We start from the raw sequence: 23072 nt of genomic DNA on the forward strand, positions 1-23072 counted from the left end.
CAAGCGCATCAAAAAAAAACTTGCCCGCAATGGTCGCGTCCGATAGGCGGAAGAGACTCGGTTCAGACTTCCGGCACGCCGCACACTGGTCACCGGCGCGGGACACACGCTCGCGGAACCGGTTGCGCCGCGCGCGCGTCCCACCGGCCTGTTACGCGGAGGCGAACGTCCCATGTCGCTTTTGATCAACGACCCCCTGTACGCTCAACAGTGGCATCTCGACGATACCGGCCAGACCGGCGGCACGGCGGGCATCGACCTGAATCTGACCAAGGTGTGGACCGACTATACCGGCAAGGGCGTGGTCGTGGGGGTGATGGACCAGGGCATCGAGTTCGACCATCCGGACCTGGCGGCCAACGTGAACCCCGCCCTGAGCATTTCCACCACCGTCTCCATCACCGGCGACGGCCAGCCCCGCCTGGCCACCGACACCCACGGCATGAACGTGGCCGGCATCATCGCCGGAGTGGCCGGCAACGGCATCGGCGTGGTGGGCATCGCCCCCGAGGCCACTCTGGGCTCGGTGTACACGCCCCTGGACGACAACTCCGTCCTGGACGACGCCAAACTGGGCTTCACCTGGGCGGCGGAACACTATGACGTCATCAACAACAGTTGGGGCAGCGTCTACACCTCGTTTTACAGCTTCACCGGGTCCAACGAGTATGAGGTCGCCACGGGCGAGGGCATCGAGACCGCCGCCACCACGGGCCGCGACGGACTGGGCACGGTGATCGTGTTCTCGGCCGGCAACGACCGGCTGCCCGGAGCCAACACCAATAGCCAAAACCTCACCAACTCCCCCTACACCATCGCCGTGGCCGCCATCGACTACAACGGGAAAGTGTGCTCCTACAGCACGCCCGGAGCCAGCATCCTGGTGGGCGCGCCTTCCGGCAACGTGATCTTCGCCAACGTGGACAGCGACGGCGACGGCACGCCCGACAGCGAAGAAAGCGGCGGCGACCCGATTGCAGACGATTCGGCCGGGGCGAACGGCCTCAAGATCCTCCGGGTGGACGGCGGCATCGTCACCACGGAGCGAGCGGGCCTGGGCAAGACCGAAACCGGGGCCTCCGGCGGCGACTACTCCTACGCTTTCGACGGCACCTCTGCGGCCGCGCCCATGGTTTCCGGCGTGGCGGCGCTGATGCTCGAAGCCAATCCCGACCTCGGCTACCGCGACGTGCAGGACATTCTGGCCCTCACCGCCCGCAACACCGACACCCAGGCCACCTGGACCGTCAACGGGGCCACCAACTGGAACGGCGGCGGCATGCACGTCAACAGCGACGTGGGCTACGGGCTGGTGGACGCCCTGGCCGCCGTGCGCCTGGCCGAAACCTGGACCCGGTCCAGCACGGCCGCCAACGTGAGCCAGACCTCGGCCGAGGCCGCGGTCAACGCCAACCTGCCCGACGGCGGACCGGGCGTCACGTCCACGGTTCAGGCGCAGTCCGGCGTCCAGGTGGAGCGGGCCGAAGTCCAGATCGACCTGGACCATCCCCTGGCCTCGGACCTGACCATCACCCTGACCTCGCCCTCGGGCACCAAGAGCGTGCTGCTCACCACCACCGAAAACCTGGAGCCCGACGAACCCGACGCCATCGCCACCGCCTTTCCCGCAAGCTCCTACTCCATGACCTCCACCCAGTACCTGGGCGAAGACTCGGCCGGGACCTGGACGCTGACCGTTTCCGACGACCACGCCAACGGCCAGACGGGAATCCTCAAGGACTGGCGGCTCATCCTGCACGGGCAGGACGCCTCGGCCCCCCTGCCCCTGGTGTACACCAACGAGTTCTCCCACTACGCCGCCCAGGACCCGACCCGCACCACCATCACCGACACGTCGGGCCAGACCGTGATCAACGCCTCGGCCGTCACGGCCAACCAGGTGATAAACGCCAACGCGGGCTCCCTGAGCCGCATCGACAACACGACCGTGGGCGCGGCTTCCTGGGTCACGGTGGCGGATGTCTATTCCGGCGACGGCAACGACATTCTGCTGGGCAACGGCAAGTCCGACCTGCTTTCCGGCGGCCGAGGCGACGACAGACTCGTGGCCGGCGCGGGGTCCGACACCCTGGAAGGCGGCGCGGGAACGGACACCGCCGTGTTCGCCACGGGGCTCCTGGACAATATCTACAGCGTACAGAACGGCCTGGCCACGGTGTCCACGGCCTTCGGCGCGCAGACGCTCAACAATGTGGAGTACCTGGCCTTCAACGACGGCGTGTATCCCCTGACCTCACTGCCGACGTTCGCGTCTCTTGGTGTCGATACAACCAGGAATTCCGGTCTGCTGAGTGCTGCCGTAAGCTAACGCTGCGTCCACGAAGAAAGCGTATGCGCATTTCGCGGGCAACAGATTGAAAGAAGGAGTTTGTCCTTGAGAAGCGGAGGCATGCTTTTCAAGGACGCGCCCCGAACGCCGCACGCGCCCCCCTGGCATGAGGCGACGCAAGCTCCGGTCCGAAGCGCAGCCCGCCCGCGAGCGCGGCATGGCGTTCCTGAAGCGATGCGGCCTGCTGGCCAATGAAAGATGCATCCCCCAGATATACGCTTTACGAAATCTTCTCCGCACGAAAAACGTCTCCCGCCATGACGTCAGACTCGTTTTTTCGCCGCGCCACCTAAAGATCCCCCGCGCAATGTCGATCCCTTGAATTATTGTCTCAGCAATGATTGAAGAGTCTCCTTCAGGAGGGCCACCCCCCTGCTTGGGGCGTCTTCCCGATCGAGGACAAAACGTTCCAGCCCACACACTGGAGGTCGGCGTGATCCAGGCCACCACACTCTCCGCGCCGCTGGGGAGTTCTCGTTTCTTCCTGACTCCAGCGGCCGAGGCGAAACTCCCGGTTTCCGCCACCCCATCGGGCGATACGGTCACCATTTCCCAGGAAGCCCTGACCAAAAGCCGAGAACTGACCGCCCCAAGCGACAAGGCCGACCAGCCGGAAGGTGAAGTCGCGCCAAGTCTGTGGGAGACGCGATACGGCCTGAAGGCGGGCGAGACGTTCCTGTCCAATGGCCACAAGCGAAAGACCATCCTCGACGGCGACGACATGCAGATTCTGGAATACGACGGCAGCCGGCTCTTGCGCAAAGAGACCGGAGCCCTCTCGCAGGGCAACGTCGCCAAGACCATCGAGGAATACGACCAGACCGGCCAACTGACCCGCCGCGTCCGCTCCGAACTGTACGCGGCCAGCAGCGGCGAGGCCAAGAACACCCGCTCCACATTGCGGCGCGACATCGAGTGGTTCAAGAACGGAACCGTGTCCAAGGAGCTGCACGACTCCATGGATGTCGACGCCCTGTACAAGGGCGAGGCCTTTCTCAATGGCGAGGACGTGATAACGCCGGACGGCGTGGAAAAACTCGTTCAGTATATGACCAAAGACTTTCTCTCCACCAACTACGTGGCGAATATTCTCGAATATGGCGACACGGGAAAGCTCTTCCGCTCGACGCGCGTCTCGCAGTCCGTCCAGACGAAAAACCAGACCAATCGCGGCAACGCGATGCAGGACGGCCTCAGGCCAAACACCACCGTCGAGTTGGCCAAGGCCACGGACTTGTCCATCGACCAGGCCACGTTCGACAGCGAAGGAAATATCGCGAGCCAGGTTTCCTTTTCCGACAGCTCCATCAAGGGTGTTTCCCAATCGCAGCGGCTCGACGTGAGCGTGTACAAGGACGGGAAGCTCGTCCAGAACAGCAAAGCCGAGGCAATCCAGCGCCAAACCAAGGACCACAGCCTGCGCGAGCGTCCGACCATCTTCGAAACGCTCGGCCTGACCCAGCGGCAATACAGCGCCAGCACGCCGCTCGACGCCCGGGAGTTGCTGGACGCGGGCCATGCACAACATGTGGACGACGCCGCGACCTTTCTCGATCCCACCCTGGAAGACGTCTCCAAGGGCGTCTTCAACCCGGCCGGGGACATGTCGCTCGACGCGGCCGGCTCGGTCCCGCACAGCATCACCTGGGAAAGCACCCTGTACCAAAACGGCAAGCCCACCGCGAGGCAGCAACACGCGGAATCCGTCCGGGAGAACCCTGTGCCTTCCACCAGCGGATTTCGCACCCGCACCGGCCTGACGGAAGACAAGGAGCCCGCGTATCTGCGCGAAACCAGCCATTCGGTGGAAACCTACCAGGACGGCGCTGTGCGCGACCATTCCGCGGTCGCCATGCGGGAAACCCCTGTGGATGACGCGCGCGGCATCACCCACACCCAGACCGACGTTGCCACGTCATCGGGTTCGCGCGGCATGGAACGCACCACGCACCATGCGGTCGCCGACACCGTCGCCGGATTGGACAAGGATTGGACCGCCGCCTCCCGCAACGTGGAGCGGTCCATCCAGACGCTGCTCGACGACTTTGTCGCGGCGTTCCAGTCGGAGGCCGCCGCGTAAGTCCCGCCCATCCGGCGCGACGGAAACGATGCGAAGAAAACGCGCGGTTGTCTTTCCGCACGCCCCAAGGAGGAAGACGGCCAAGTCAGGCCACGTGAGGCAGTTGGGCGGAACGGACTCCGGGCAGGGCGATGAGTTCGGGCGCGGGCTGGAAACGTCCCCCGGCCGGGACTTCGCTCCTGCGCGCCGCGCGCACGCTGGCCAGGTTGGCGCAGCCGATGGGGTCGAAAGCCAACACGGAGGACCCGTGCGGATCGCGAAGCACGCTCACCACGGCGCGAAGCGACAGGTCGTACATGTCCGCCAGTCGGCAATCGCCGTCAGGCAGGGGCATCACCCGCTGGGCCAGGCGCAGGGAGGAATTCCAGGCCTTGGCCCGGCTCAGGCTTTCCCCGCCCCGGAACAGGCGCTTGCGCAGGCTCAGGGTAAAGAAGTCCTTGCGCAGGGCGTGGGCCAGGGTCAGGTCGGCGGCCCGTTGTCCGCGACCGGCCAGGGCGGCCCGGGGCTGGGCGCCGCCGGTCAGGCGCGAGTCGGCCTGGGCCTCCACGTAGACGTGGGCCAGGGAGCCGCCGGCCGGGGACCGGGTGAGCACGCTCGGCACGTAGTAGTTGTGGGCCAGCACGTCGGCGGCCAGGTGGCTCAGGTAGCCCAGGGAGTAGGCTTGCAGGCGTTCGGAGCGGGCGGTTTCGAGAAGCGCCAGGCCGGACTCCCAGTTGTGGCTGTGTCCGGGGCGGTTGCGGCTGCCCTTGCCCACGAAGAAATCGGCGGCAAGGCTGCCGTAGACGAAAAAGTCCTTGTGCTTGAGAAGCAGGGCGGCCACCACGGCGGGCAAGAGCCCGACGTTGGACAGAACGAAACGCGACACGGCCAGATGCACTCCCGGCCCCCAGGCCAGGGCGTTGTCCGGCGCGGCCAAAGCGGCCACAGTCAGGGCGACCACGAGCAGTATGCGGATCACGACGCGCCTCCCCCGCTAGCGGCGGGCGGATTGTCTATAAGCCCTCCGCAACGGGAGTCAAGCCCGAAGCGGCCTGGGTTCGCGTGGGGATCGCGTTTTTCAGGCCGGGGCGTTGCGCCCGGCGTTCGCCCAACGGACGCGGGACGCCCTCATCCCGACCGCAGGGCTTCCACGATGTTCAGCCGGGCGGCCCGCACGGCCGGCAAAAGGCCTCCCACCGCGCCCATGAACAGGGAAAATCCCATCCCCGAGGCCGCTATGGGCCAGGTGAGGGTAAAGGTGAAGGCCAGTTCCGAAAACGTCTGGAAGTTCATGGTGGAGAAGGTCAGGAACCCCAAAAGCGACGAGGCCGCCACACCGGCCGCTCCGCCCACGGCCCCGAGCAGGAGGGCCTCGGCCAGGAAGGCGAGCAGGATGTCGCGCCGTTGAAACCCCAGGGCGCGCAAGGCTCCGATCTCTCCCACCCGGCTGGCCACGGCCGAGTGCATGGTGATGGTAGCCCCGAGCATGGCCCCTATGGAAAAAATGGCGGTCAGGGACACGCCCAGCACCTTGAGGAACCGGGACATGGCCTTGGACTGGGCCTCGTAGAACTCCCTTTCGCGTCTGACCTCGATTTGCAGCCTGGGGTCGGCCTCCAGCCGGGACTTGAGCCCGGGAAACGTCGCCGGGTCGCTCAGCCGGGCCACCACGATGGAATAGGCCTGGCGGCGAAAGGCCTGCATGAGCTGGTTGGCGTCGCCCCAGATTTCCGAAGCGAAGGCGGTCTGTCCGGCGTCGAACACGCCCACCACGGTCCACAGGCGCTGGGCGAAACGCAGGGTCGAGCCCAGTTCCACCCCGGCGAACTTCTTGGCCACGTTCTGGCCCACCATGATCTCGCTCGATCCCCTGGCCGGAGCGCGTCCCTCGATCAGACGCAGATGGGGCCGCAGGGAAAGCGACGCCCGGCCCACGCCGCGCACCACCACATTGCTCGACGCGCGGCCGTCCTTCTTGGGCAGCACCATGAGCACCACCACCTCCCGGGCCGAGGCCAGATCGCCTTCGGAGTCCGGGGAGTACTCGGGCTGGGTGGCCGCCACCTGGGCCACCTGACGATCGAGGCCCGACTGGACCTCGGTCTCCGACCCCTTGCGCAGCATGAGCACGTTGTCCGGCTGGCCCGTGGCCACCAGGGTCTGACGCAACCCCTCGGCCAGCATGAGCGTGGCCATGAGCACAAACACCACCAGGGCCATGCCCGCGGCGGTCAGGGCGGTGGTCAGGCGGCGGGTGAGCAGGTTGCGCCAGGAATAGCTCAGGGGAATGGGCACGGCTTATCCCACCTTGCGCAGGGCTTCGGCGATGCGCAGCGACACCGCCAGGTGAACCGGATAGGCCGCCGAAGCCAACCCCACCACCAGCCCGGCCCCCAGCCCCCAGAACACGGTTTCTGCCGACACCGTGAACACGGGGAAAAAGTCGCTCATGTGCGAGGCGAAGGCCCTGGCGCAGGGGCCGATCAGGGCCACGCCGAGTCCGGCCCCGGCCAGGCTTATGGTGAGCGATTCGCCCAGCACCACCGCGCCGATGGTCGCGCCGCCGAAGCCCAGGGTCTTGAGCACGGCGTATTCGCCGGTGCGCTCCCTGGCGCTCATGGCCATGGTGTTGGCGGCCACGGCCAAAATAATGAGCACCACCACGAACGACACCAGGCGCACGGCCACCAGGATGGCCTCGGTCATGGCCACAAAGCCCAGATTGAAGGCCTTTTCCGTTTCGGTGAGCGTTTCCGCCAGGGAGTTGGCGAACTGGGCGTCGATGGCCTTGCTCATCTCGGCCGAGCGCGAGGGGTCGGCGATGCCCACGAGATACCAGCCCGCCTTGCCGGCCCGGTCGGGCATGTCGCGCCGCATGACCTCGTCCAGGTAGGCCCAGTGAAAAAACAACACGGTCTCGTCGGTATTGGAGTAGGCCCCGGAATAGATGGCCCGCACGGTCATGTCCCAGTTGCCGGGGTAGACGGTGCCGCGCAGGCTGATGGTGTCGCCCACCTTCCAGCCGAAGCGCTTGGCCAGCTTGCGCCCCACCAGGCACCCCTTGCGGTCGCGCATCAGGTTCGCGCGCTCCCCGGGGGGGATCACGAACTCGGGATAGAGCTCCAGCAGGCCTTCCAGGTCGTAGGCCACATTGGCGAAGAAGTTCTTTTCGTCGATGTAGACGCCCCCGAACCAATTGCCCTGGGTCACGGCGGTGACGCCGGGCAGGGCGCGGATCTTGGCCTTGTAGGCCAAAGGCAGGGTGAAGGTGAGCGAAATGGCGTTGCGGGTGACCAGGCGGTTGGCCGCGCTGGCCTCCACCCCGGCGTACCAGGCGTCGATCACCGTGCGCAGGAGTCCGAAGGCCAGAATGGCCACCGTGACGCCCAGAATGGTCAGCACCGATCGCAGGGTGTGGCGGAAGGCGTTTCTAAAGGCCAGCTTGACCAGCAACACGGGAGAGTTCCCCCTTGTCCAGATGCCTGAGCACCCCGGCCTGGGACGCGGCCCTGGGATCGTGGGTGACCATGACGATGGTTTTGCCCATATCCCGGTTGAGGCGCGACAACATGCGCAAGATCTCTTCGGCGGACACCCGGTCCAGGTCGCCGGTGGGCTCGTCGGCCACCAGGATGTCCGGGTCCGTGACCACGGCCCGGGCGATGGCCGCGCGTTGCTGCTGTCCGCCGGAAAGTTGGGCCGGATAGTGGTCCACGCGCTCGGCCAGGCCCACGGCCGTCAGCGCGGACAGGGCGTGCTCGCGCCGGTCGCGCCGGCCCAGCCCGGTGAGCAGAAGCGGCAACTCCACGTTCTCCAGGGCGGTGAGCACCGGAATGAGGTTGTAGAACTGAAAAATGAACCCCACCGAACGGCTGCGCCAATCGGCCAGGGCCGATTCCGACAGGGTGGCGATGTCCTGGCCCCGGATCACGATGGAGCCCGCGTCGGGACGGTCGATGCCGGCCAGGCAGTTGAGCAGCGTGGACTTGCCCGAGCCCGAAGGCCCCATGAGAGCCAGGAACTCGCCCTCCTCGATGTCGAAGGACACGTCCACCAGCACCGGGATGTCCTGCCCTCCCCGGCGGTAGCTCTTGCACAGGCCCCGAACTTCGACCAACGGGGGAGGCGTCATTTCTCCACCAGGCTCACCCGTCCGCCGTCGGCCAGGCTGGCGGGAGGGGAGAGAACGACCTTCTGCCCGGCGGAAACGCCCTGAAGCGCCTCCACCATGTCGCCGAGCGTTTCTCCGGTCTTGACCCGCACGAACCTGGCCCTGCCGTCTTCCACCACGAACACGCCCGGGCCGTTCCGGTCGACCAGGGCCGCCTGGGGAACGCAAAGGCGAGCGGCGCGCTCGGACTCGACCAGGGGCCGGTCCAGAAAGGCCACCTTGGCGCTCATTTGGGGCAAAACCCGCGGATCGAGCGGATCGAAACGCACCTTGACCAGCACCGTGGCCTTGGTGCGGTCGGCCGTGGGCACGATCATGTGCACGTGCCCGGGAAAGCGCTCCTCTCCGAAGGCGTCGAGCTGTATCTCGCAGGACTGTCCCGGACGCACCTTGGCCACGTTGGACTCGGCCACGTCGGCCTCGATCTGGAGCGAGGCCATGTCCGCCAGGGTGACCACCGACGCCTTGGACGTGGTGGACGCCCCGATGGGCGTGACGATGTCGCCCACGTCCGCGCTCTTGGTCAGGACCACGGCGTCGAACGGGGCGCGCACCACGGTGTACTCCACCTGGGCCCTGGCCTCTTCAAGAGCGGCCCGTCTGGCGGCCAGGGTGCGCTTGGCGTTTTCCAGATTGCCTTGCGCCTTGCGAAAGCGGGCCACGGCCAGGTCGAATTCGCTTCTGGCCACCACGGTCTGGTCGCTCAGGCGCTTCATGCGGTCGTAATTGAGCTTGGCGTCGTCGTATTCGGCCCGGGCCACCTCGATCAGGGCGGAGGCGGCGGCCATGTCGGATTCGGCCCGCTCCAGGGCGGCGGCCACGTCGCGTCCCTCCAGCCGGGCCAGGACCTGATCCCTTTTGACGACGCTTCCCTCCTCCACCCCCAGCCATTCCAGCCGGCTGGTGATCTTGGAGGCCACGGCGGCCTTGCGGTCCGCCACCACGTAGCCCGTGGCGTTGACCAGGGTGAGCGACCGGCTGGGATAGACCTCGCTCACCGAGGCCACGCGAACGTCCGCGGTGCGAGGCCACATCCAAAGCAGCAGGGCGAAAACCACGGCCGCGAGGAGGAAAGCCATCCAGGGCCTGACGCGACGCCGCCGGCCCGCTCCTTGCGGCGAGGACCTGTCGATGCGCAGTTTGGCGAGGTCGTGTTCCATGGTTTCGGCCTATAACCCAAAGAAATACCCCGGTCAGCAGCAATCTTTCCCGGCTTCGGCCCCCGCGTCACGCCCGGCGCGCCGGGCCGCGCCGCCTTCTCCACCTTGACAAGGACCTTGAACACGATACATTGCAAAACTTCTTGAGCAGTGAGCACATGCCGGAAACCGGTTGCCGGTCTTTGCCATTTTTGGCAAAATACGGTCCTCTTCGCCAAAAGCCTACCGTCAGGAGAACCCCGCATGCCCATGATCGAATTTCAGGACGTCCACAAATGGTACGGGGACTTCCACGTGCTCAAGGGCATCGACCAGATCGTGGAGCCGGGCGAAGTGGTGGTGATCTGCGGCCCCTCGGGGTCGGGCAAGTCCACCCTCATCCGTTGCGTCAACCGTCTGGAGGAATACCAGCGCGGGACCATCACCTTCGCCGGGCGCGACATTCACGCCCCTTCGGTGAACGTCAACCACCTGCGCGCCGAGATCGGCATCGTGTTCCAGCAGTTCAACCTCTACCCCCACCTGTCGGTGCTCAAGAACGTCACCCTGGCCCCCATCAAGGTGCGCAAGATGGACCGGTCCGAAGCCGAGCGCATCGGACTCGACCTGCTGGAGCGGGTGGGCATTCACGACCAGGCGAGCAAGTATCCGGCCGAGCTTTCCGGCGGCCAGCAGCAGCGCGTGGCCATCGCCCGGGCCCTGGCCATGAAACCCAAGGTCATGCTCTTTGACGAACCCACTTCCGCGCTGGACCCCGAAATGATCAACGAGGTCCTGAACGTCATGAAGGACCTGGCCCGCGAAGGCATGACCATGCTCTGCGTCACCCACGAAATGGGCTTCGCCCGCGAGGTGGCGGACCGGGTCATCTTCATGGACGCCGGCGAAGTGCTCGAGGTGGGACCGCCTTCCGAGTTCTTCAAAAATCCCGCACACGAGCGCACCCGCGCTTTTCTCAAGGAAATCCTCTAACGCTCCAACCCGCACCGAAAAGGAGAAGAGCTTCATGAAACACCGCATCGCCATCGCCCTTACCGTTCTAATGATTCTGGCGTTTGGCCTGTCCACGGCCCAGGCGGGCAAGCTCGAAGACATCCAGAAGCGCGGCACGCTCGTCGCCGGCGTGAAGGACTCCCAACCGCCCTTCGGTTACGTGGATGAAAACAGCAAACAGATCGTGGGCTTCGAAATCGACCTCATGGCCGCCCTGGCCAAAAAGCTCGGCGTCAAGCTCGAAACCAAGCCGGTAACCAGCTCCACCCGCATCCCCATGCTCACCCAGGGCGACATCGACATCGTGGCCGCCACCATGACCCACTCGCGCCAGCGCGACAAGCAGATCGACTATTCCATCACCTACTTCTCCACCTTCCAGCGCCTGCTGGTGAAGAAGGATTCGGGCATCAAGAGCATCGCGGACCTGGCCGGCAAGAAGATCGGCTCGGCCAAGGGCTCCACCTCCGAAAAGAACGCCCAGCGCGCCCAGCCCAAGGCCACCGTCATCTCCTTCGAGACCTATCCCGAGGCCTTTTTGGCCCTCAAGCAGGGCAAGGTTCAGGCCGTCACCACCGACGAAGCCATCCTGCTCGGCCTCAAGAACAAGGACGACAACCCCGGCGACTACGCCGTGGTGGGCGAGCCCATCTCGGCCGAACCCTACGGTCTGGGCATCGTGGAGAACGACTCCAAGTTCCGCGACGCCGTGAACTTCGCCCTCATGGAAATGTGGGAATCCGGCGAATACCAAAAGCTCTACGACAAGTGGTTCGGCAAGGACACCAAGTTCTTCATCCCCTTGACCTGGACCATGGAACTCTGGCCGTAGGCCCGGACCACGGTCCTTTGCGCCCCTGAAGTCCGGCGGGGCGCTTCGCGAACGACACACGAAAGGCGGGGAGCCCTTCGGCTCCCCGCCCAAACCACGGCAGACCTTCGGAGACCCGCGTTGGCATACACGTTCGACTGGCACTTGGTGGTGACAGGGCAGTACGGCGACTGGATCGTCGAAGGCCTGGTGACCACCCTCAAAATTTCAGCCCTTTCCACGGTGTGCTCCCTGGCCCTGGGCACCCTGGTGGCCGTCTTGCGCCTGAGCCGGGTCAAACCCCTGGAATGGCTCTGCATGGCCTTCACGGAGTTTTTCCGAAACACCCCCCTGCTCGTACAAATATTTTTCTGGTATTTCGGGGCCAACCTCGTACTGCCCACGTTCGCCACCGATTGGCTCTACAAGCAGGACTTCGAATTCGCGGCCGGGGCCATCGCCCTCACCGTGTACACGGCCGCCTTCATCGCCGAGGACATCCGCTCCGGCATCTTCGCCATCCCCAAGACCCAGCTCGAAGCCTCGCGGGCCTGCGGCCTCTCCTTCATGCAGGCCATGGGCTACGTCATCCTGCCCCAGGCCTTTCGCATCATCGTGCCGCCGCTGATCTCCCAGTTTTTGAATCTCATCAAGAACTCGTCGCTGGTCATGACCATCGGCGTCATGGACCTGACCTACATGGCCCGACAGATCGAGTCCTACACCTTCCACGGGTTCGAGGCCTTTACCGTGGCCACCGCCATCTACCTGGTCATTTCGATCATCGTCTCCGCGGGAATCCAAATCTACAACCGGCGCGTGCTCCACGTGACGAGGTAACCATGAGCGCGCACTGGGACGTTGTCTGGAACAACATGGATTACCTCCTCTGGGGCCCCTTTCCCAACGGCCCCCTGGGAGGATTGGCCCTTTCCATCGTCATGGCCGTGACCGGCATCTTCGGGGCGTTCTGGCTGGGCCTTCTGGTCGGCCTCATGCGCCTTTCCAAACGCAAGGTGTTCATGATTCCGGCCCTGATCTACATCGAGATCATACGCGGCACTCCCCTGCTCATGGTCATCTTCTGGTTCTATTTTCTCGCCCCGGTGCTCCTGGGCAAGAGCCTGCCCGGCGAAGAGTCGGCCATGATCGCCCTGGTCGTCTTCACCAGCGCCTACGTGGCCGAAATCGTGCGCGCCGGCGTGCTCTCCCTGCCCAAAGGTCAGATGGAAGCCGCGCGCGGCACGGGGCTTTCCAAGACCCAGGCCATGGTCTCGGTCGTCTTGCCCCAGGCGCTCTTCAACATGATCCCCTCGTTCGTGAACCAGTTCGTCTCCCTGACCAAGGACACCTCCCTGGGCTTCATCATCGGCGTGGGCGAATTGACCAAGGTCGCCACCCAGATCAACAACCGCACCATGAACGCCCCGGGCGAGATCTTCATCACCATCGCCTGCATGTACTTCGTGATCTGCTTCGTGCTCACCTCGTTCAGCCGCCGGCTCGAAACCAAAATCAACCGCTATCAGGCCCGAGGCCGGTAGATCGTCAAAACCCCTGGGGACCCCTTGCGAACAAAGGGTCCCCAGGGTTCTCTCCAAGAGTGGGCGCGCATCGCCAGGCAAAGCGCGCCGCACGCACCGGCCAAAGCCTCAGCCCAGATTCGCGGCCACGAAATCCCAATAGGCCAACGCGCCGAGCCCGGCCTCCACGAACCGCTTGCGGAAGTTCTCGAACGATCCGAAATCCGCCGTCAGCCTTCAGCCAACCGCGCAGTTTCATGAAGCGGTGATGGGCAAGACACCGTTTGGTAACGTGCGCACGGCATGTTGTGCCCAGACACACTCGGCGGAGGTTCGGCCATGGTGCTTTCGGAAAAACGCAAACGTCTCGTGCCCCTGCTTTTGTGGCTGGCGCTCGGCCTGGTCTTCGCCACGGCCCAGGCCAGGGCCGAGGCCGTTCCCGGGCAGGGGCGGGCCAAGTACGTGTTCCTCTTCATCGGCGACGGCATGGCCATGACCCAGCGCTCCTCGGCGGAGTTCGCCCTGGCCGCCGTGCGCGGCATGGAAAAGCCGGGGATCGTCAAACTGGCCATGAACACCCTGCCCGTGCAGGGGGCCACCACCACCTATTCGCTCAACTCCATCATCACCGACTCCGGGGCGGCCGGGACCGCCCTGGCCTGCGGCGTAAAGACCTATAACGGAGCCATTGGCGTCGACGGAGACAAAACTCCCGTGGAGTCCGTGGCGGAAAAGGCGAAAAAACAGGGCATGAAGGTGGGCGTGGTCACCTCGGTGTCGCTGGACCACGCCACGCCGGCCAGTTTTTACGCCCATCAGGCGTCCCGCAACAACTACTACGAAATCGCCCTTCAGGCGGCCGACTCCGGTTTCGACTACTTCGCCGGCGGCGGCTTCAAGGACCCCGAGGGCAAGCGCTCCAAAAAGGAAGGCGACAAGCCCGATGTCCTTTCGGTCATGAAAACGAACGGCTACGCCGTGGTGACGGACCGGGCCGCCATCCTGGGCCTCGCGCCCGGCGCGGGCAAGGTGCTGGCCATGAATCCCACCCTGGACCGGGACAAGGCCCTGCCCTACGCCGTGGACGCCGATCCGGCCACGGACGTCTCCCTGGCCGAGTTCACCGCCAAAGGCGTCGAGCTGTTGGACACCCCCAAGGGCTTTTTCCTGATGGTCGAAGGCGGCAAGATCGACTGGGCCTGCCACGCCAACGACGCCGTGGCCGCCATCGGTGACGTGCTGGCCCTGGACAAGGCCGTGGACGTGGCCCTGGGCTTCGCGTCCAAGCACCCCGGGGAAACCCTGATCGTCGTCACCGGCGACCACGAAACCGGCGGCCTGAGCCTGGGATTCGCCGGCACCCGCTACGGCAACTACTACCAGTATCTCAAGCACCAGACCATGTCCTTCCAGACGTTCGCCGAAAAACTGCACGCCTACAAGAACGGCCTCAGCGGGGCCGAGCCCCGGTTCGAGGACGTGGCCCCGCTCATCAGCCAGGCCTTCGGGCTCAAAGTTCCCACCGAAGCCGACCTCCAGGCCATGGCCAAAAGCCCCAAGCCCAACGAGGACGTGACCTCGCCCAGGGACGAGTACGGCATGTACCTCAAGCCCTACGAGCTGGCCATGGCCAAGGCGGCGTTTGCCCGCTCCATGGCGAAACGGGAGGAAAAGTCTAACGATCCCGAGGAATACCTGCTCTACGGCAACTACGACCCCCTGACCGTGACCCTCACCCGTCTGCTCGACGCCAAGGCCGGCTTGGCCTGGACGACCTACGCCCACACCGGCATGCCGGTCATGACCTCGGCCCGGGGGCCTGGCGCCAAGGCTTTCGAAGGCTATTACGACAACACGGCCCTTTCCAAGGCGGTGCTCGCCTCCTTTGCAACGCGCAAGGCCGTGGCCAAGGCGGACTAGGAGCGAAAAATGAACGACGCCATCCGGTCGCGCGGCTTCCCCGTTTCACAGGGCCCCTGGGGCTTTTTCCGGGCGAAGACGCCGTGACCGGTCCACCCAGCGAAAGCGCTTCGCGCGGCGGGCGGGGCACGGCCCCCCAGAGTCCCGAGCGCGAGGCTTTCCCGAAAGAGCCCGCCGCCGCGTCCAACGCGGCGGCGGGCCGCATTTTGCGCGCCGACGCCCTGGCCGCCCTGGTCTTCGCCCTGCTCACCCTGGCCCTGGCCCTGATCCCCACCGGCTTCGAGGACCGGCTCCCCCGCGACGTTCTGGCGGAAAAAGCCCGCATCACGGCCGTGGACAACACCAACGTGCACACCTACGGCATCGTGCGCGAAGGCGAGCAGCGCGTGACCGCGAACATTCTGACCGGTCCTTTCGCCGGGACCACGGTCACGGCCGACAACCTCCTGCTGGGCAAAATGGAGATGGACAAGGTCTTTTCCGTGGGCGACTCCGCCCTGGTGGCCTTGACCGTGCGCGCGGGGCACATCGTCTCCGCCGTGGCCCAGGACTATTACCGCATAGACACCCAACTCCTCCTGCTGGCCCTGTTCGCCCTGCTGCTGGTGGCCTATGCCGGCTGGACCGGGGCCAAGGCCCTCCTGAGCTTTCTTTTCGCTGCCCTGGCCCTCTGGAAGGTGCTGGTTCCCTGGTTTCTGCGCGGACACGATCCCATCGGGGTGACGCTGGGCCTCCTGGCCGTGCTCATGGCCGGAGTGCTGTTTCTGGTCGGCGGATTGAGCCGCAAGGCCCTGGCCGCCTACCTGGGCTCGCTGCTCGGGGTGCTGGCCACCTGCGCCCTGGCCCTGGCCTGGGCCGGCCCCTTTTCCCTGCACGGGTCGGTCAAGCCCTATGCCGAAACCCTGCTCTACAGCGGGTATCCCCACCTGGACCTCACCCGCATCTTTCTGGCCACCATCTTCCTGGGGTCCTGCGGCGCGGTGATGGACCTGGCCATGGACGTGGCCGCCAGCATGGACGAAGTGGCCGCCCACCACCCGGAAGCCGGAGCCTGGACGCTCTTCCGGTCCGGCCTGCGCGTGGGGCGGGTGGTCGTGGGCACCATGACCACCACCCTGCTTCTGGCCTACTCGGGCGGGGCCATGGGTCTGCTCATGGTCTTCATGGCCCAGGGAGTTCCCCTGGCCAACGTGTTCAACTTCCCCCACGTGGCGGCCGAGACCTTCAACATCCTGGTCGGCAGCTTCGGCCTGGTGCTGGTCGGACCGTTCACCGCCCTGACCGGCGCCCTGCTTCTGGCAGCCCGTTGAAACAGTCGATTCTTGCAGCCCGCAAGCGCTGAACGCGGGCCGCTTGCCTCGGGTTTTCCCTTCGCGCCCGTCGCCCGAAGATCTTCCGGGCGGCAATATTTCCTCCCGTGGCGGACGACTTTGTTCTTGACAGAAAATGCAACCCGGTTGCATATGCGGGCAAACAGTTCATGGGAGGCCATCGTGAAGCTCTACCAACCCCTGTTGTTGCTTTTGGCCCTGACACTGGTCCCGCCCGTCGGGGTCGCCCGGGCCGGTTCGGCTCAGGAAAAACCCCTGATCGCCGTGGCCAGCATAGCCCCTCTGGGGCGCATTGCCGCCGTGGTGGCCGGACATCGGGCGGAAGTGGTGGTGCTGGTCCCCGCCGGAGCCGATCCCCACACCTTCGAGCCCAAGCCCAGCCAGATGGCCCTGATCGCCAAGGCCAAACTGTTTTTCTCCCAAGGGGTGGAATACGAACACGCCTGGCTGCCCAAATTCCGAAAAATCAATCCGAATATGACCGTGGTGAACACCACCGCGGGCATCGACCTGCTTCCCCTCGAGGCGCACGACCACCACAAGGTCGAGCCCGATCACGACAAGGCCGACCACGACCATGGCGCGGACGGCGGCCAGGCAGCGGCAAAACACGACCACGACGCGGACGAACACCACCACGAGGCCATGGCCACCGACCCGCACACCTGGACCTCTCCGACCCTGGCCGCCAAGCAGGCCGCCACCATCGCCCAGGCCCTGACCAAGGCCGACCCCGAAGGCGCGAAGGACTACCAGGCGGGATTGGCCGCCTTCCAGGCCGAGGCCAAGGAGTTGGACGCCGCCATTCGTCAGCGTCTTTCCGGGGTGAAGCCCGGCGCCAAGTTTGTGACCTTTCATCCGGCCTGGGCCTATTTCGCCAAGGCCTACGGTCTGGAGGAAGTGCCCATCCAGGCCGGCGGCAGGGAGCCCGGACCCAAGACCTTGCAACGCATCATCGAGCAGGCCAAGGGGCTGGGCGTCAAGGTGGTGCTGGTGCAGCCCCAGTTCTCGCGCGTCAGCGCCCAGGCCGTGGCCGAAGCCATCGGCGCCAAGGTGGTCGTGGCCGATCCCCTGGCCGGAGACTGGGCCGACAACCTTCTCTCCGTGGCCGACGCCATCGCCCGGGCGGCGCGCTGAGGACCGGGGAAACGCCTCGACTCGGGCCAAGCCGGTCCTCGCGCGGGCGCCCCGTTTCCCCGGAACACGGCGATTGCCGCGGTCCGAAACGAACGCCGCGCGGCCCTGGCCTGTTTCGGACAAATCAGGTAGGGCTTTGCCCATGTCGGAAGCCGCACCCGCCATTGTCCTTCGGGACGTGAGCTACGCCTACAACGGCCACGCGGCCCTGCGTCGCGTCAATCTGACCGTGCCCGAGGGGGAATTCCTCACGGTCATCGGTCCCAACGGCGGTGGAAAGACCACGCTGCTGCGCCTTCTGCTGGGGCTTCTGCGTCCAACCACGGGCCAGGTGCTGGTCTTTGGCCGCGAACCGTCCGACGTGTCCGACCGGCTGGGATATATGCCCCAGACCCAAGTGCTGGGTCGGGACTTTCCCATCACGGTCCTGGAGACGGTTCTGCTCGGCAGATTGGGGGCCAGGTCCTTCTGGCCGTTCTGGTCCAGGTCCGAAAGAGAACGCGCCCTGCGCTGCCTGGAACGCACCGGCGTGGCCCACCTGGAAAAGGCCCGCCTGTGCGAATTGTCCGGCGGCCAGCGGCAACGGGTCTTTCTGGCCAGGGCGCTGGCCTGCGAACCGCGCATGCTGCTGCTGGACGAACCCACGGCCAGCGTGGACCCCGAAGGACGGGCCACCCTGCACGAACTGCTGGGCTCCCTGGCCAAGGACATCACCATCGTGCTGGTCAGCCACGACGTTTCGGTGATTTCGCGCTATGTCACGGCCGTGGCCTGCGTCAACCAGACCGTGCACTTTCATCCCCGGCCGGAACTGACGCCCGAAATGTTCGCCGTCATGTACCACGGCGGCCAATGCGGATGTCCCGTGGAACTCATCGCCCAGAGCCTGCCGCCGCGCATCCTCAACCTGAAGAAGGACGCCCCGTGATCGACGCCTTGTCCATGCCTTTTCTGCAAAACGCCCTGTTGGCCGGCCTGCTGGCCAGCGTGGCCTGCGGCGTGATCGGCGCGTTGGTGGTGGTCAACCGGGTGGTGTTCGTGGCCGGCGGCCTCTCCCACGCGGCGTACGGAGGGGTGGGGCTGGCCTTTTTTCTCGGACTGCCCGTCCTGCCGGTGACCGTGGCCTTCAGCCTGGGCATGGCCGCCATCATGGCCCAGGTCACCTTCGGACGTCGGGAACGCGGCGACACCGTGGTGGGCGTGCTCTGGGCCGCGGGCATGGCCTTCGGCATTTTGCTCATGGACTTCACCCACGGCTACAACGTGGACCTCATGAGCTTTCTTTTCGGCTCCATCCTGGCCGTGCCCACCTCGGACCTCTGGATCATGGCCGGGCTCGACGTGGTGCTGCTGGTCCTGGTGCTGTTCTATTATCGGGCGTTTCTGGCCATGAGCTTCGACCCCGAATTCGCCGGACTGCGCGGCGTTCCGGTGCGCTTTCTCCACTTTCTCATGCTGGCCATGATCGCGGCCTCGGTGGTGATGATCATCCGGGTGGTGGGCCTCATCCTGGTCATCGCCCTGATGACCATTCCCCCTTACCTGGCCGAGGGCCGGACGCGCTCGCTCGGCGCCATGATGGCCGTGGGCGCCCTGGCCAGTTGCCTGTTCTGCCTGGCCGGGCTGGCCCTGTCCTACGCCTACGACCTCACGAGCGGCGCCTGCATCATCGCCGTGGCCACGGCCTGCTTCTTTCTCTGCCATCTGGGGGCGTGCCTGAAAAAAAATACCGCCCAAGGCTCTGTCTGATGTGCGCCCGGTGCGACCCCGCCGAGCTCCTGGCCAAGGCCGGACTCCGGCCCACCAAGAACCGACTGGCCGTACTGGCCGCCATGCTCGACGCCCACGAGGCCCTGGCTCCCCTGGAAATTCTTCAGCGCGTGCGGCAAGCCAGGCATTTGGACAAGGTGACCCTCTACCGCACCCTGGACGCCCTGCAACGCGTCGGATTGGCGGACCGCCACGAGGACGGCGAAGGACACGCCCGATTCTGCGCCCTGTGCGCCCTGCATCCGGCCCATCACCATTTCTATTGCCAACACTGCAAGCGCCTCATCTGCCTGGAGCCGGACGCCGTGCGCCTGGACTGCCACGCCCCGGACGGGGCCGAACTCTCCCGGGTATCCGTGCGCCTGGAAGGACTCTGCCCGGCCTGTTCGTGACAATCGCGACGCGAACGCGCGTTGCGCATTGCCACACCCCCCGCCTGGGGCTATAGCCTGGACACAACCCCCATCCAGGAGGCACACCGGATGATCAATTCCATCGTCAAAAATCTCGGCGACAGCGCCGCCACGTTCCTACTGGGCCACACCTGCTCCACCATCGACAAAAGTCTCTTGCACCTGCCCGGGCCCGACGCCGTTGACCGCATCTACGCCCTCTCCGACCGGCCCACCCCGGTGCTGCGGGCCATCCAAAGCCTTATCGGCTCCGGGCGTCTGGGCGGTACGGGGTATCTCTCCATCCTGCCGGTGGACCAGGGCATCGAACACTCGGCCGCCGCCTCGTTCGCGCCCAACCCCCTGTATTTCGATTCGGAAAACATCGTAAAGCTGGCCCTGGAAGCCGGATGCAACGCCGTGGCCTCCACCCTGGGCGTGCTCGGGTCCGTGGCCCGCAAATACGCCCACAAGATCCCCTTCATCCTCAAGATCAACCACAACGAACTCCTGAGCCTGCCCGCGCGCAGCGACCAGAGCCTGTTCGCCACCGTCGACCAGGCCCGCGACATGGGGTGCGTGGCCGTGGGGGCCACCATCTATTTCGGCTCCCCCGAGTCCGCCCGCCAGATATGGGAAATCTCCCAGGCCTTCGCCCGCGCCCACGAACTGGGCATGTGCACCATTCTCTGGTGCTATCTGCGCAACCCCGCCTTCGTCAAAGACGGCGTGGACTACCACACCGCCGCCGACCTCACCGGACAAGCCAACCACCTGGGCGTGACCATCCAGGCCGACATCATCAAGCAGAAACTGCCCACCGTAAACGGCGGATACACGGCCATCGGCTTCGGCAAGACCGACCCGCGCGTCTACTCGCAACTCACCTCCGACCACCCCATAGACCTCACCCGCTATCAGGTGGCCAATTGCTACATGGGACGCATGGGACTCATCAACTCGGGCGGACCCAGCGAAGGCGCTTCCGATCTGGCCGAAGCCGTCCGCACCGCCGTCATCAACAAGCGCGCCGGCGGCATGGGACTCATCTCCGGCCGCAAGGCCTTCCAACGCCCCATGAAAGACGGCGTGGCCCTGCTGCACGCCATCCAGGACGTCTACCTCTGCCCGGAGGTGACCGTGGCGTAACCGCCCGATCCCGAAAACCGGACCCCGAAAGGGTGCTCCTTCCAGACCGGACAACGGACCACACACGCAACCCGACCCGCAAACGGCCGGAGCCCAGGCGACCCCGCCGCCTGGCTCCGGCCGACGCTTTGACCAAAGCACAAATGCGGCAGAAGCGCCAAATCGGCAGGGACAAGGATGCGCGCTGTGAGGCGAAGAATGATGAGTGAAGAATGAAGAGATGCCTCCGGCGGCCAAAGGGCTCGCGCCCTCTGGACTCCCGAGTGGGCGCTTCGCGCCGGAAGAATAATGTTATTGAGACAACCAGTCTGAAAGGACATTTTCCCGTATCCCGCCATGCGAAGATCCTCCGGGGCCGGGCCTTGGCGGCCCCGGAGGATCTTCGCCATCGGGGGGGTCCGGGGGGAGTCACTCCCCCCGGCCGCCGGAGGCTCTTACCCTCTTAACCCTCTTAACCCTCTTACTCTCTTCGCCTTTTTGCCTTTTGCTTTCTTTATCACACATGCCCGCCTGTCGGCGGTGCGGGAGGGGCGGTGAACGGCGATCTTGTACAGAGTTTCAGTTTTTTCGCCCAGGTAGCGGTTTCCATTTTGCTGGAGGCCACGCCGTTTTTGCTGTTGGGCTCTTTGGCTTCGGGTTTTTTCGAGGTGTTCGTGCCCAGCCAGGCGATATTGCGCGTGCTGCCCAGACGTTCGTTGCCGGGTGTGGCCGTGGGCCTGGTGCTGGGCATGGCGCTCCCCTGTTGCGAATGCGGCGTGGTGCCGTTGATCCGACGTTTTTTGGCCAAGGGGGTGCCGGTTTCGACGGCCATGACCTACATGTTGGCCGGGCCGGTCATCAATCCGATCGTCATGGCCTCCACCTATGTGGCGTTTCAGGGCGACTGGTCCGTGGTCTGGTTGCGGGTGGGTTTTGTGGCCGTGGTGGCGGCGGCGGTGGGGTTGTGGTTCAAGGACGTGCCCGGGGACGAGTTGCTTCTCGCGTCCAAGGCCATGCCGCCCCAGGGCTTGAAACCCTTCGCCACGGTCACGGACGCCGCCTCCCTGTCCGCCCTGACGCCTGACCTGAAAACCCGGGTGCTCCACGCCCTGGACCACGCTCGGTCCGACTTTCTTTCCATGGGCGCGGTGCTGGTGCTGGGCGCGCTGGTCGCGTCCGCGTTCAAGACCTTCGCGCCGGTGGAGCTCATGGGCCTGGTGGAAAAGGACCTTTTTCTCTCGGTCCCGGCCATGATGGGCTTGGCGGTGGCCCTCTCGCTGTGTTCCCAGGCGGACGCCTTTGTTGCGGCTTCGTTCACCGGCTTCATGCTGCCGGCCAAACTGGCCTTTCTCGTGCTGGGTCCCATCCTCGACTTCAAGCTGGTGGTCATGTGGGGGCAGAGCTTCCGCCCACGCGTGGTGCGCACCCTCATCCTCGTGCCCCTGGCCCTGGTCTTCGGACTCTGCATGACCTTCGGCATCCTCACCCTGGGAGTTCCCTCGTGACGACGCGCTTCTTCAACACCTTGCCCTCGCGGCTGGAAGGCCTGTGCCTGCTCGCGCTTTCGGGATTTCTTTTCTGGCTCGTCTTCGGCGGCGACTACTGGATGTATCTCAATCCCAAATTCCGGCCGCTTTCGGCCACCACAGCCGCCGTTCTGGCCGGATTCGGCGTGCTGTGCCTGGCCAGGCCCGAGACAGGAACCCGATGGATCCGAATGGCCGCCTACCTCGTCGCCCTGGCCCTGGTGGCGGCAAGCCAGGCGAGCCTCACCCGGACCGCCTTCGATTCCGGGAGCCTGGGCACCGACCCCCAGGGAACGGATCGCCTGGCCACGGAACCCGACCTCCCCTCGCGCGCGGAACTGGACGGACGGCAATATCTGCGCCTGAACCTGGGCGAACTCTACGATCTGGCCACCCAGCACCGAAGCGAAAACCTGGACCATGGATTCGTCGTGCGGGGATTCGTCTACCGCAACCCGGACCTGGACAAGAGCGGCGAGTTCATCCTCTATCGCGTGGCCATGTATTGCTGCTTCGCCGACGCCACCTCCGTGGGCTTTCGCCTGCGCCCCCCCAAGGGTCACCCCTTGCCGCCCAAAGGACAATGGCTCGTCGCCTACGCCCGATTGGCCGAGGCCCCCAAACATGATGACGACTCCCTGAAAGTCGGCGACTCGCCCTTCACCTCCGTGCAGCCAGACACCGTGCTTCTGGCCGACAAGCTGGAGCCCGCCGAACCGCCCAAGACCGGACTCGGCATGATGTACGAATGGCACACCCAGGAGCCGTATGCGTTTTGAAAAGAAAAGGGAGAAGAATCGG

20 protein-coding genes are annotated in these 23072 nt (G+C 65.4%); 15 read left to right on the forward strand and 5 right to left on the reverse strand.

Going from position 1 to position 23072, the window contains the following annotated elements:
* The first annotated feature begins 172 nt into the window (after window positions 1–172).
* Both ACYQ01_RS08315 and ACYQ01_RS08320 read left to right on the forward strand, forming a co-directional pair.
* On the forward strand, window positions 173–2329 hold the full coding sequence (locus tag ACYQ01_RS08315; RefSeq protein ID WP_459933368.1) for a S8 family serine peptidase: 2157 nt from the start codon (window positions 173–175) through the stop codon (window positions 2327–2329).
* A gap of 454 nt (window positions 2330–2783) precedes the next feature.
* On the forward strand, window positions 2784–4430 hold the full coding sequence (locus tag ACYQ01_RS08320; RefSeq protein WP_459933369.1) for a hypothetical protein: 1647 nt from the start codon (window positions 2784–2786) through the stop codon (window positions 4428–4430).
* Between the two features lie 85 nt (window positions 4431–4515).
* Here the strand turns inward: ACYQ01_RS08320 and ACYQ01_RS08325 are convergent, their stop codons facing one another.
* From ACYQ01_RS08325 to ACYQ01_RS08345, 5 genes are all read right to left on the reverse strand, one after another.
* A complete protein-coding gene (locus ACYQ01_RS08325) occupies window positions 4516–5388 on the reverse strand; it encodes a zinc dependent phospholipase C family protein (RefSeq protein ID WP_459933370.1) in 873 nt (290 codons plus the stop codon).
* Between the two features lie 149 nt (window positions 5389–5537).
* Window positions 5538–6704 carry an ABC transporter permease gene (locus tag ACYQ01_RS08330; protein ID WP_459933371.1) on the reverse strand — a complete coding sequence of 389 codons (1167 nt, stop codon included), beginning with the start codon at window positions 6702–6704 and terminating at the stop codon, window positions 5538–5540.
* Between the two features lie 3 nt (window positions 6705–6707).
* Complete coding sequence (locus tag ACYQ01_RS08335; protein WP_459933372.1) at window positions 6708–7865, reverse strand: ABC transporter permease; 1158 nt, start codon at window positions 7863–7865, stop codon at window positions 6708–6710.
* The gene (locus tag ACYQ01_RS08340) at window positions 7840–8541 is read right to left on the reverse strand and encodes an ABC transporter ATP-binding protein (RefSeq protein ID WP_459933373.1); all 702 of its coding nucleotides are present in this window, start codon (window positions 8539–8541) and stop codon (window positions 7840–7842) included. Before ACYQ01_RS08340 ends, ACYQ01_RS08335 begins: the two co-directional genes overlap by 26 nt.
* The gene (locus tag ACYQ01_RS08345; protein WP_459933374.1) at window positions 8538–9740 is read right to left on the reverse strand and encodes an efflux RND transporter periplasmic adaptor subunit; all 1203 of its coding nucleotides are present in this window, start codon (window positions 9738–9740) and stop codon (window positions 8538–8540) included. The genes ACYQ01_RS08340 and ACYQ01_RS08345 overlap by 4 nt, the downstream gene beginning before the upstream one ends.
* A gap of 243 nt (window positions 9741–9983) precedes the next feature.
* On the opposite strand from ACYQ01_RS08345, the gene ACYQ01_RS08350 reads away from it, so the two are divergent.
* From ACYQ01_RS08350 to ACYQ01_RS08410, 13 genes are all read left to right on the forward strand, one after another.
* Window positions 9984–10712 (forward strand): amino acid ABC transporter ATP-binding protein, encoded by a 729-nt coding sequence (locus ACYQ01_RS08350; RefSeq protein WP_459933375.1) that lies wholly within the window; start codon window positions 9984–9986, stop codon window positions 10710–10712.
* A gap of 34 nt (window positions 10713–10746) precedes the next feature.
* Window positions 10747–11565, forward strand: a complete 819-nt coding sequence (locus tag ACYQ01_RS08355) for an ABC transporter substrate-binding protein (RefSeq protein ID WP_459933376.1) — start codon at window positions 10747–10749, stop codon at window positions 11563–11565.
* Between the two features lie 120 nt (window positions 11566–11685).
* Entirely contained in the window at window positions 11686–12384 is a 699-nt protein-coding gene (locus ACYQ01_RS08360) for an amino acid ABC transporter permease (protein WP_459933377.1), read from the forward strand.
* A 2-nt stretch (window positions 12385–12386) separates the two neighbouring features.
* Complete coding sequence (locus tag ACYQ01_RS08365) at window positions 12387–13088, forward strand: amino acid ABC transporter permease (RefSeq protein WP_459933378.1); 702 nt, start codon at window positions 12387–12389, stop codon at window positions 13086–13088.
* Window positions 13089–13406: 318 nt separating this feature from the next.
* Window positions 13407–14987, forward strand: a complete 1581-nt coding sequence (locus tag ACYQ01_RS08370) for an alkaline phosphatase (RefSeq protein WP_459933379.1) — start codon at window positions 13407–13409, stop codon at window positions 14985–14987.
* A 203-nt stretch (window positions 14988–15190) separates the two neighbouring features.
* Window positions 15191–16297 (forward strand): YibE/F family protein, encoded by a 1107-nt coding sequence (locus tag ACYQ01_RS08375; RefSeq protein WP_459933904.1) that lies wholly within the window; start codon window positions 15191–15193, stop codon window positions 16295–16297.
* Window positions 16298–16480: 183 nt separating this feature from the next.
* A complete protein-coding gene (locus ACYQ01_RS08380; RefSeq protein ID WP_459933380.1) occupies window positions 16481–17455 on the forward strand; it encodes a metal ABC transporter solute-binding protein, Zn/Mn family in 975 nt (324 codons plus the stop codon).
* A gap of 142 nt (window positions 17456–17597) precedes the next feature.
* Window positions 17598–18383, forward strand: a complete 786-nt coding sequence (locus ACYQ01_RS08385) for a metal ABC transporter ATP-binding protein (protein WP_459933381.1) — start codon at window positions 17598–17600, stop codon at window positions 18381–18383.
* Window positions 18380–19204 (forward strand): metal ABC transporter permease, encoded by an 825-nt coding sequence (locus ACYQ01_RS08390; protein WP_459933382.1) that lies wholly within the window; start codon window positions 18380–18382, stop codon window positions 19202–19204. The genes ACYQ01_RS08385 and ACYQ01_RS08390 overlap by 4 nt, the downstream gene beginning before the upstream one ends.
* Window positions 19204–19617 (forward strand): Fur family transcriptional regulator, encoded by a 414-nt coding sequence (locus ACYQ01_RS08395; RefSeq protein WP_459933383.1) that lies wholly within the window; start codon window positions 19204–19206, stop codon window positions 19615–19617. The genes ACYQ01_RS08390 and ACYQ01_RS08395 overlap by 1 nt, the downstream gene beginning before the upstream one ends.
* Before the next feature lie 90 nt (window positions 19618–19707).
* On the forward strand, window positions 19708–20766 hold the full coding sequence (locus ACYQ01_RS08400; protein WP_459933384.1) for a class I fructose-bisphosphate aldolase: 1059 nt from the start codon (window positions 19708–19710) through the stop codon (window positions 20764–20766).
* A 533-nt stretch (window positions 20767–21299) separates the two neighbouring features.
* Window positions 21300–22250, forward strand: coding sequence for a permease (locus ACYQ01_RS08405; RefSeq protein WP_459933385.1), 951 nt, complete (start codon window positions 21300–21302; stop codon window positions 22248–22250).
* Window positions 22247–23050: a TIGR03943 family putative permease subunit gene (locus ACYQ01_RS08410; RefSeq protein ID WP_459933386.1), complete on the forward strand. Its 804-nt coding sequence runs from the start codon at window positions 22247–22249 to the stop codon at window positions 23048–23050. The genes ACYQ01_RS08405 and ACYQ01_RS08410 overlap by 4 nt, the downstream gene beginning before the upstream one ends.
* Window positions 23051–23072 lie beyond the last annotated feature (22 nt).

The sequence above is a fragment of the Fundidesulfovibrio butyratiphilus genome (genome assembly GCF_054657235.1).

Excerpts from the sequence above, each read along its gene's own strand:
- ACYQ01_RS08315 (WP_459933368.1), top strand. The coding sequence starts at position 173 with ATGTCGCTTTTGATCAACGACCCCCTGTACGCTCAACAGTGGCATCTC.
- ACYQ01_RS08340 (WP_459933373.1), bottom strand. The coding sequence starts at position 8,541 with ATGACGCCTCCCCCGTTGGTCGAAGTTCGGGGCCTGTGCAAGAGCTAC.
- ACYQ01_RS08345 (WP_459933374.1), bottom strand. The coding sequence starts at position 9,740 with ATGGAACACGACCTCGCCAAACTGCGCATCGACAGGTCCTCGCCGCAA.
- ACYQ01_RS08350 (WP_459933375.1), top strand. The coding sequence starts at position 9,984 with ATGCCCATGATCGAATTTCAGGACGTCCACAAATGGTACGGGGACTTC.
- ACYQ01_RS08355 (WP_459933376.1), top strand. The coding sequence starts at position 10,747 with ATGAAACACCGCATCGCCATCGCCCTTACCGTTCTAATGATTCTGGCG.
- ACYQ01_RS08365 (WP_459933378.1), top strand. The coding sequence starts at position 12,387 with ATGAGCGCGCACTGGGACGTTGTCTGGAACAACATGGATTACCTCCTC.
- ACYQ01_RS08370 (WP_459933379.1), top strand. The coding sequence starts at position 13,407 with ATGGTGCTTTCGGAAAAACGCAAACGTCTCGTGCCCCTGCTTTTGTGG.
- ACYQ01_RS08385 (WP_459933381.1), top strand. The coding sequence starts at position 17,598 with ATGTCGGAAGCCGCACCCGCCATTGTCCTTCGGGACGTGAGCTACGCC.
- ACYQ01_RS08395 (WP_459933383.1), top strand. The coding sequence starts at position 19,204 with ATGTGCGCCCGGTGCGACCCCGCCGAGCTCCTGGCCAAGGCCGGACTC.
- ACYQ01_RS08400 (WP_459933384.1), top strand. The coding sequence starts at position 19,708 with ATGATCAATTCCATCGTCAAAAATCTCGGCGACAGCGCCGCCACGTTC.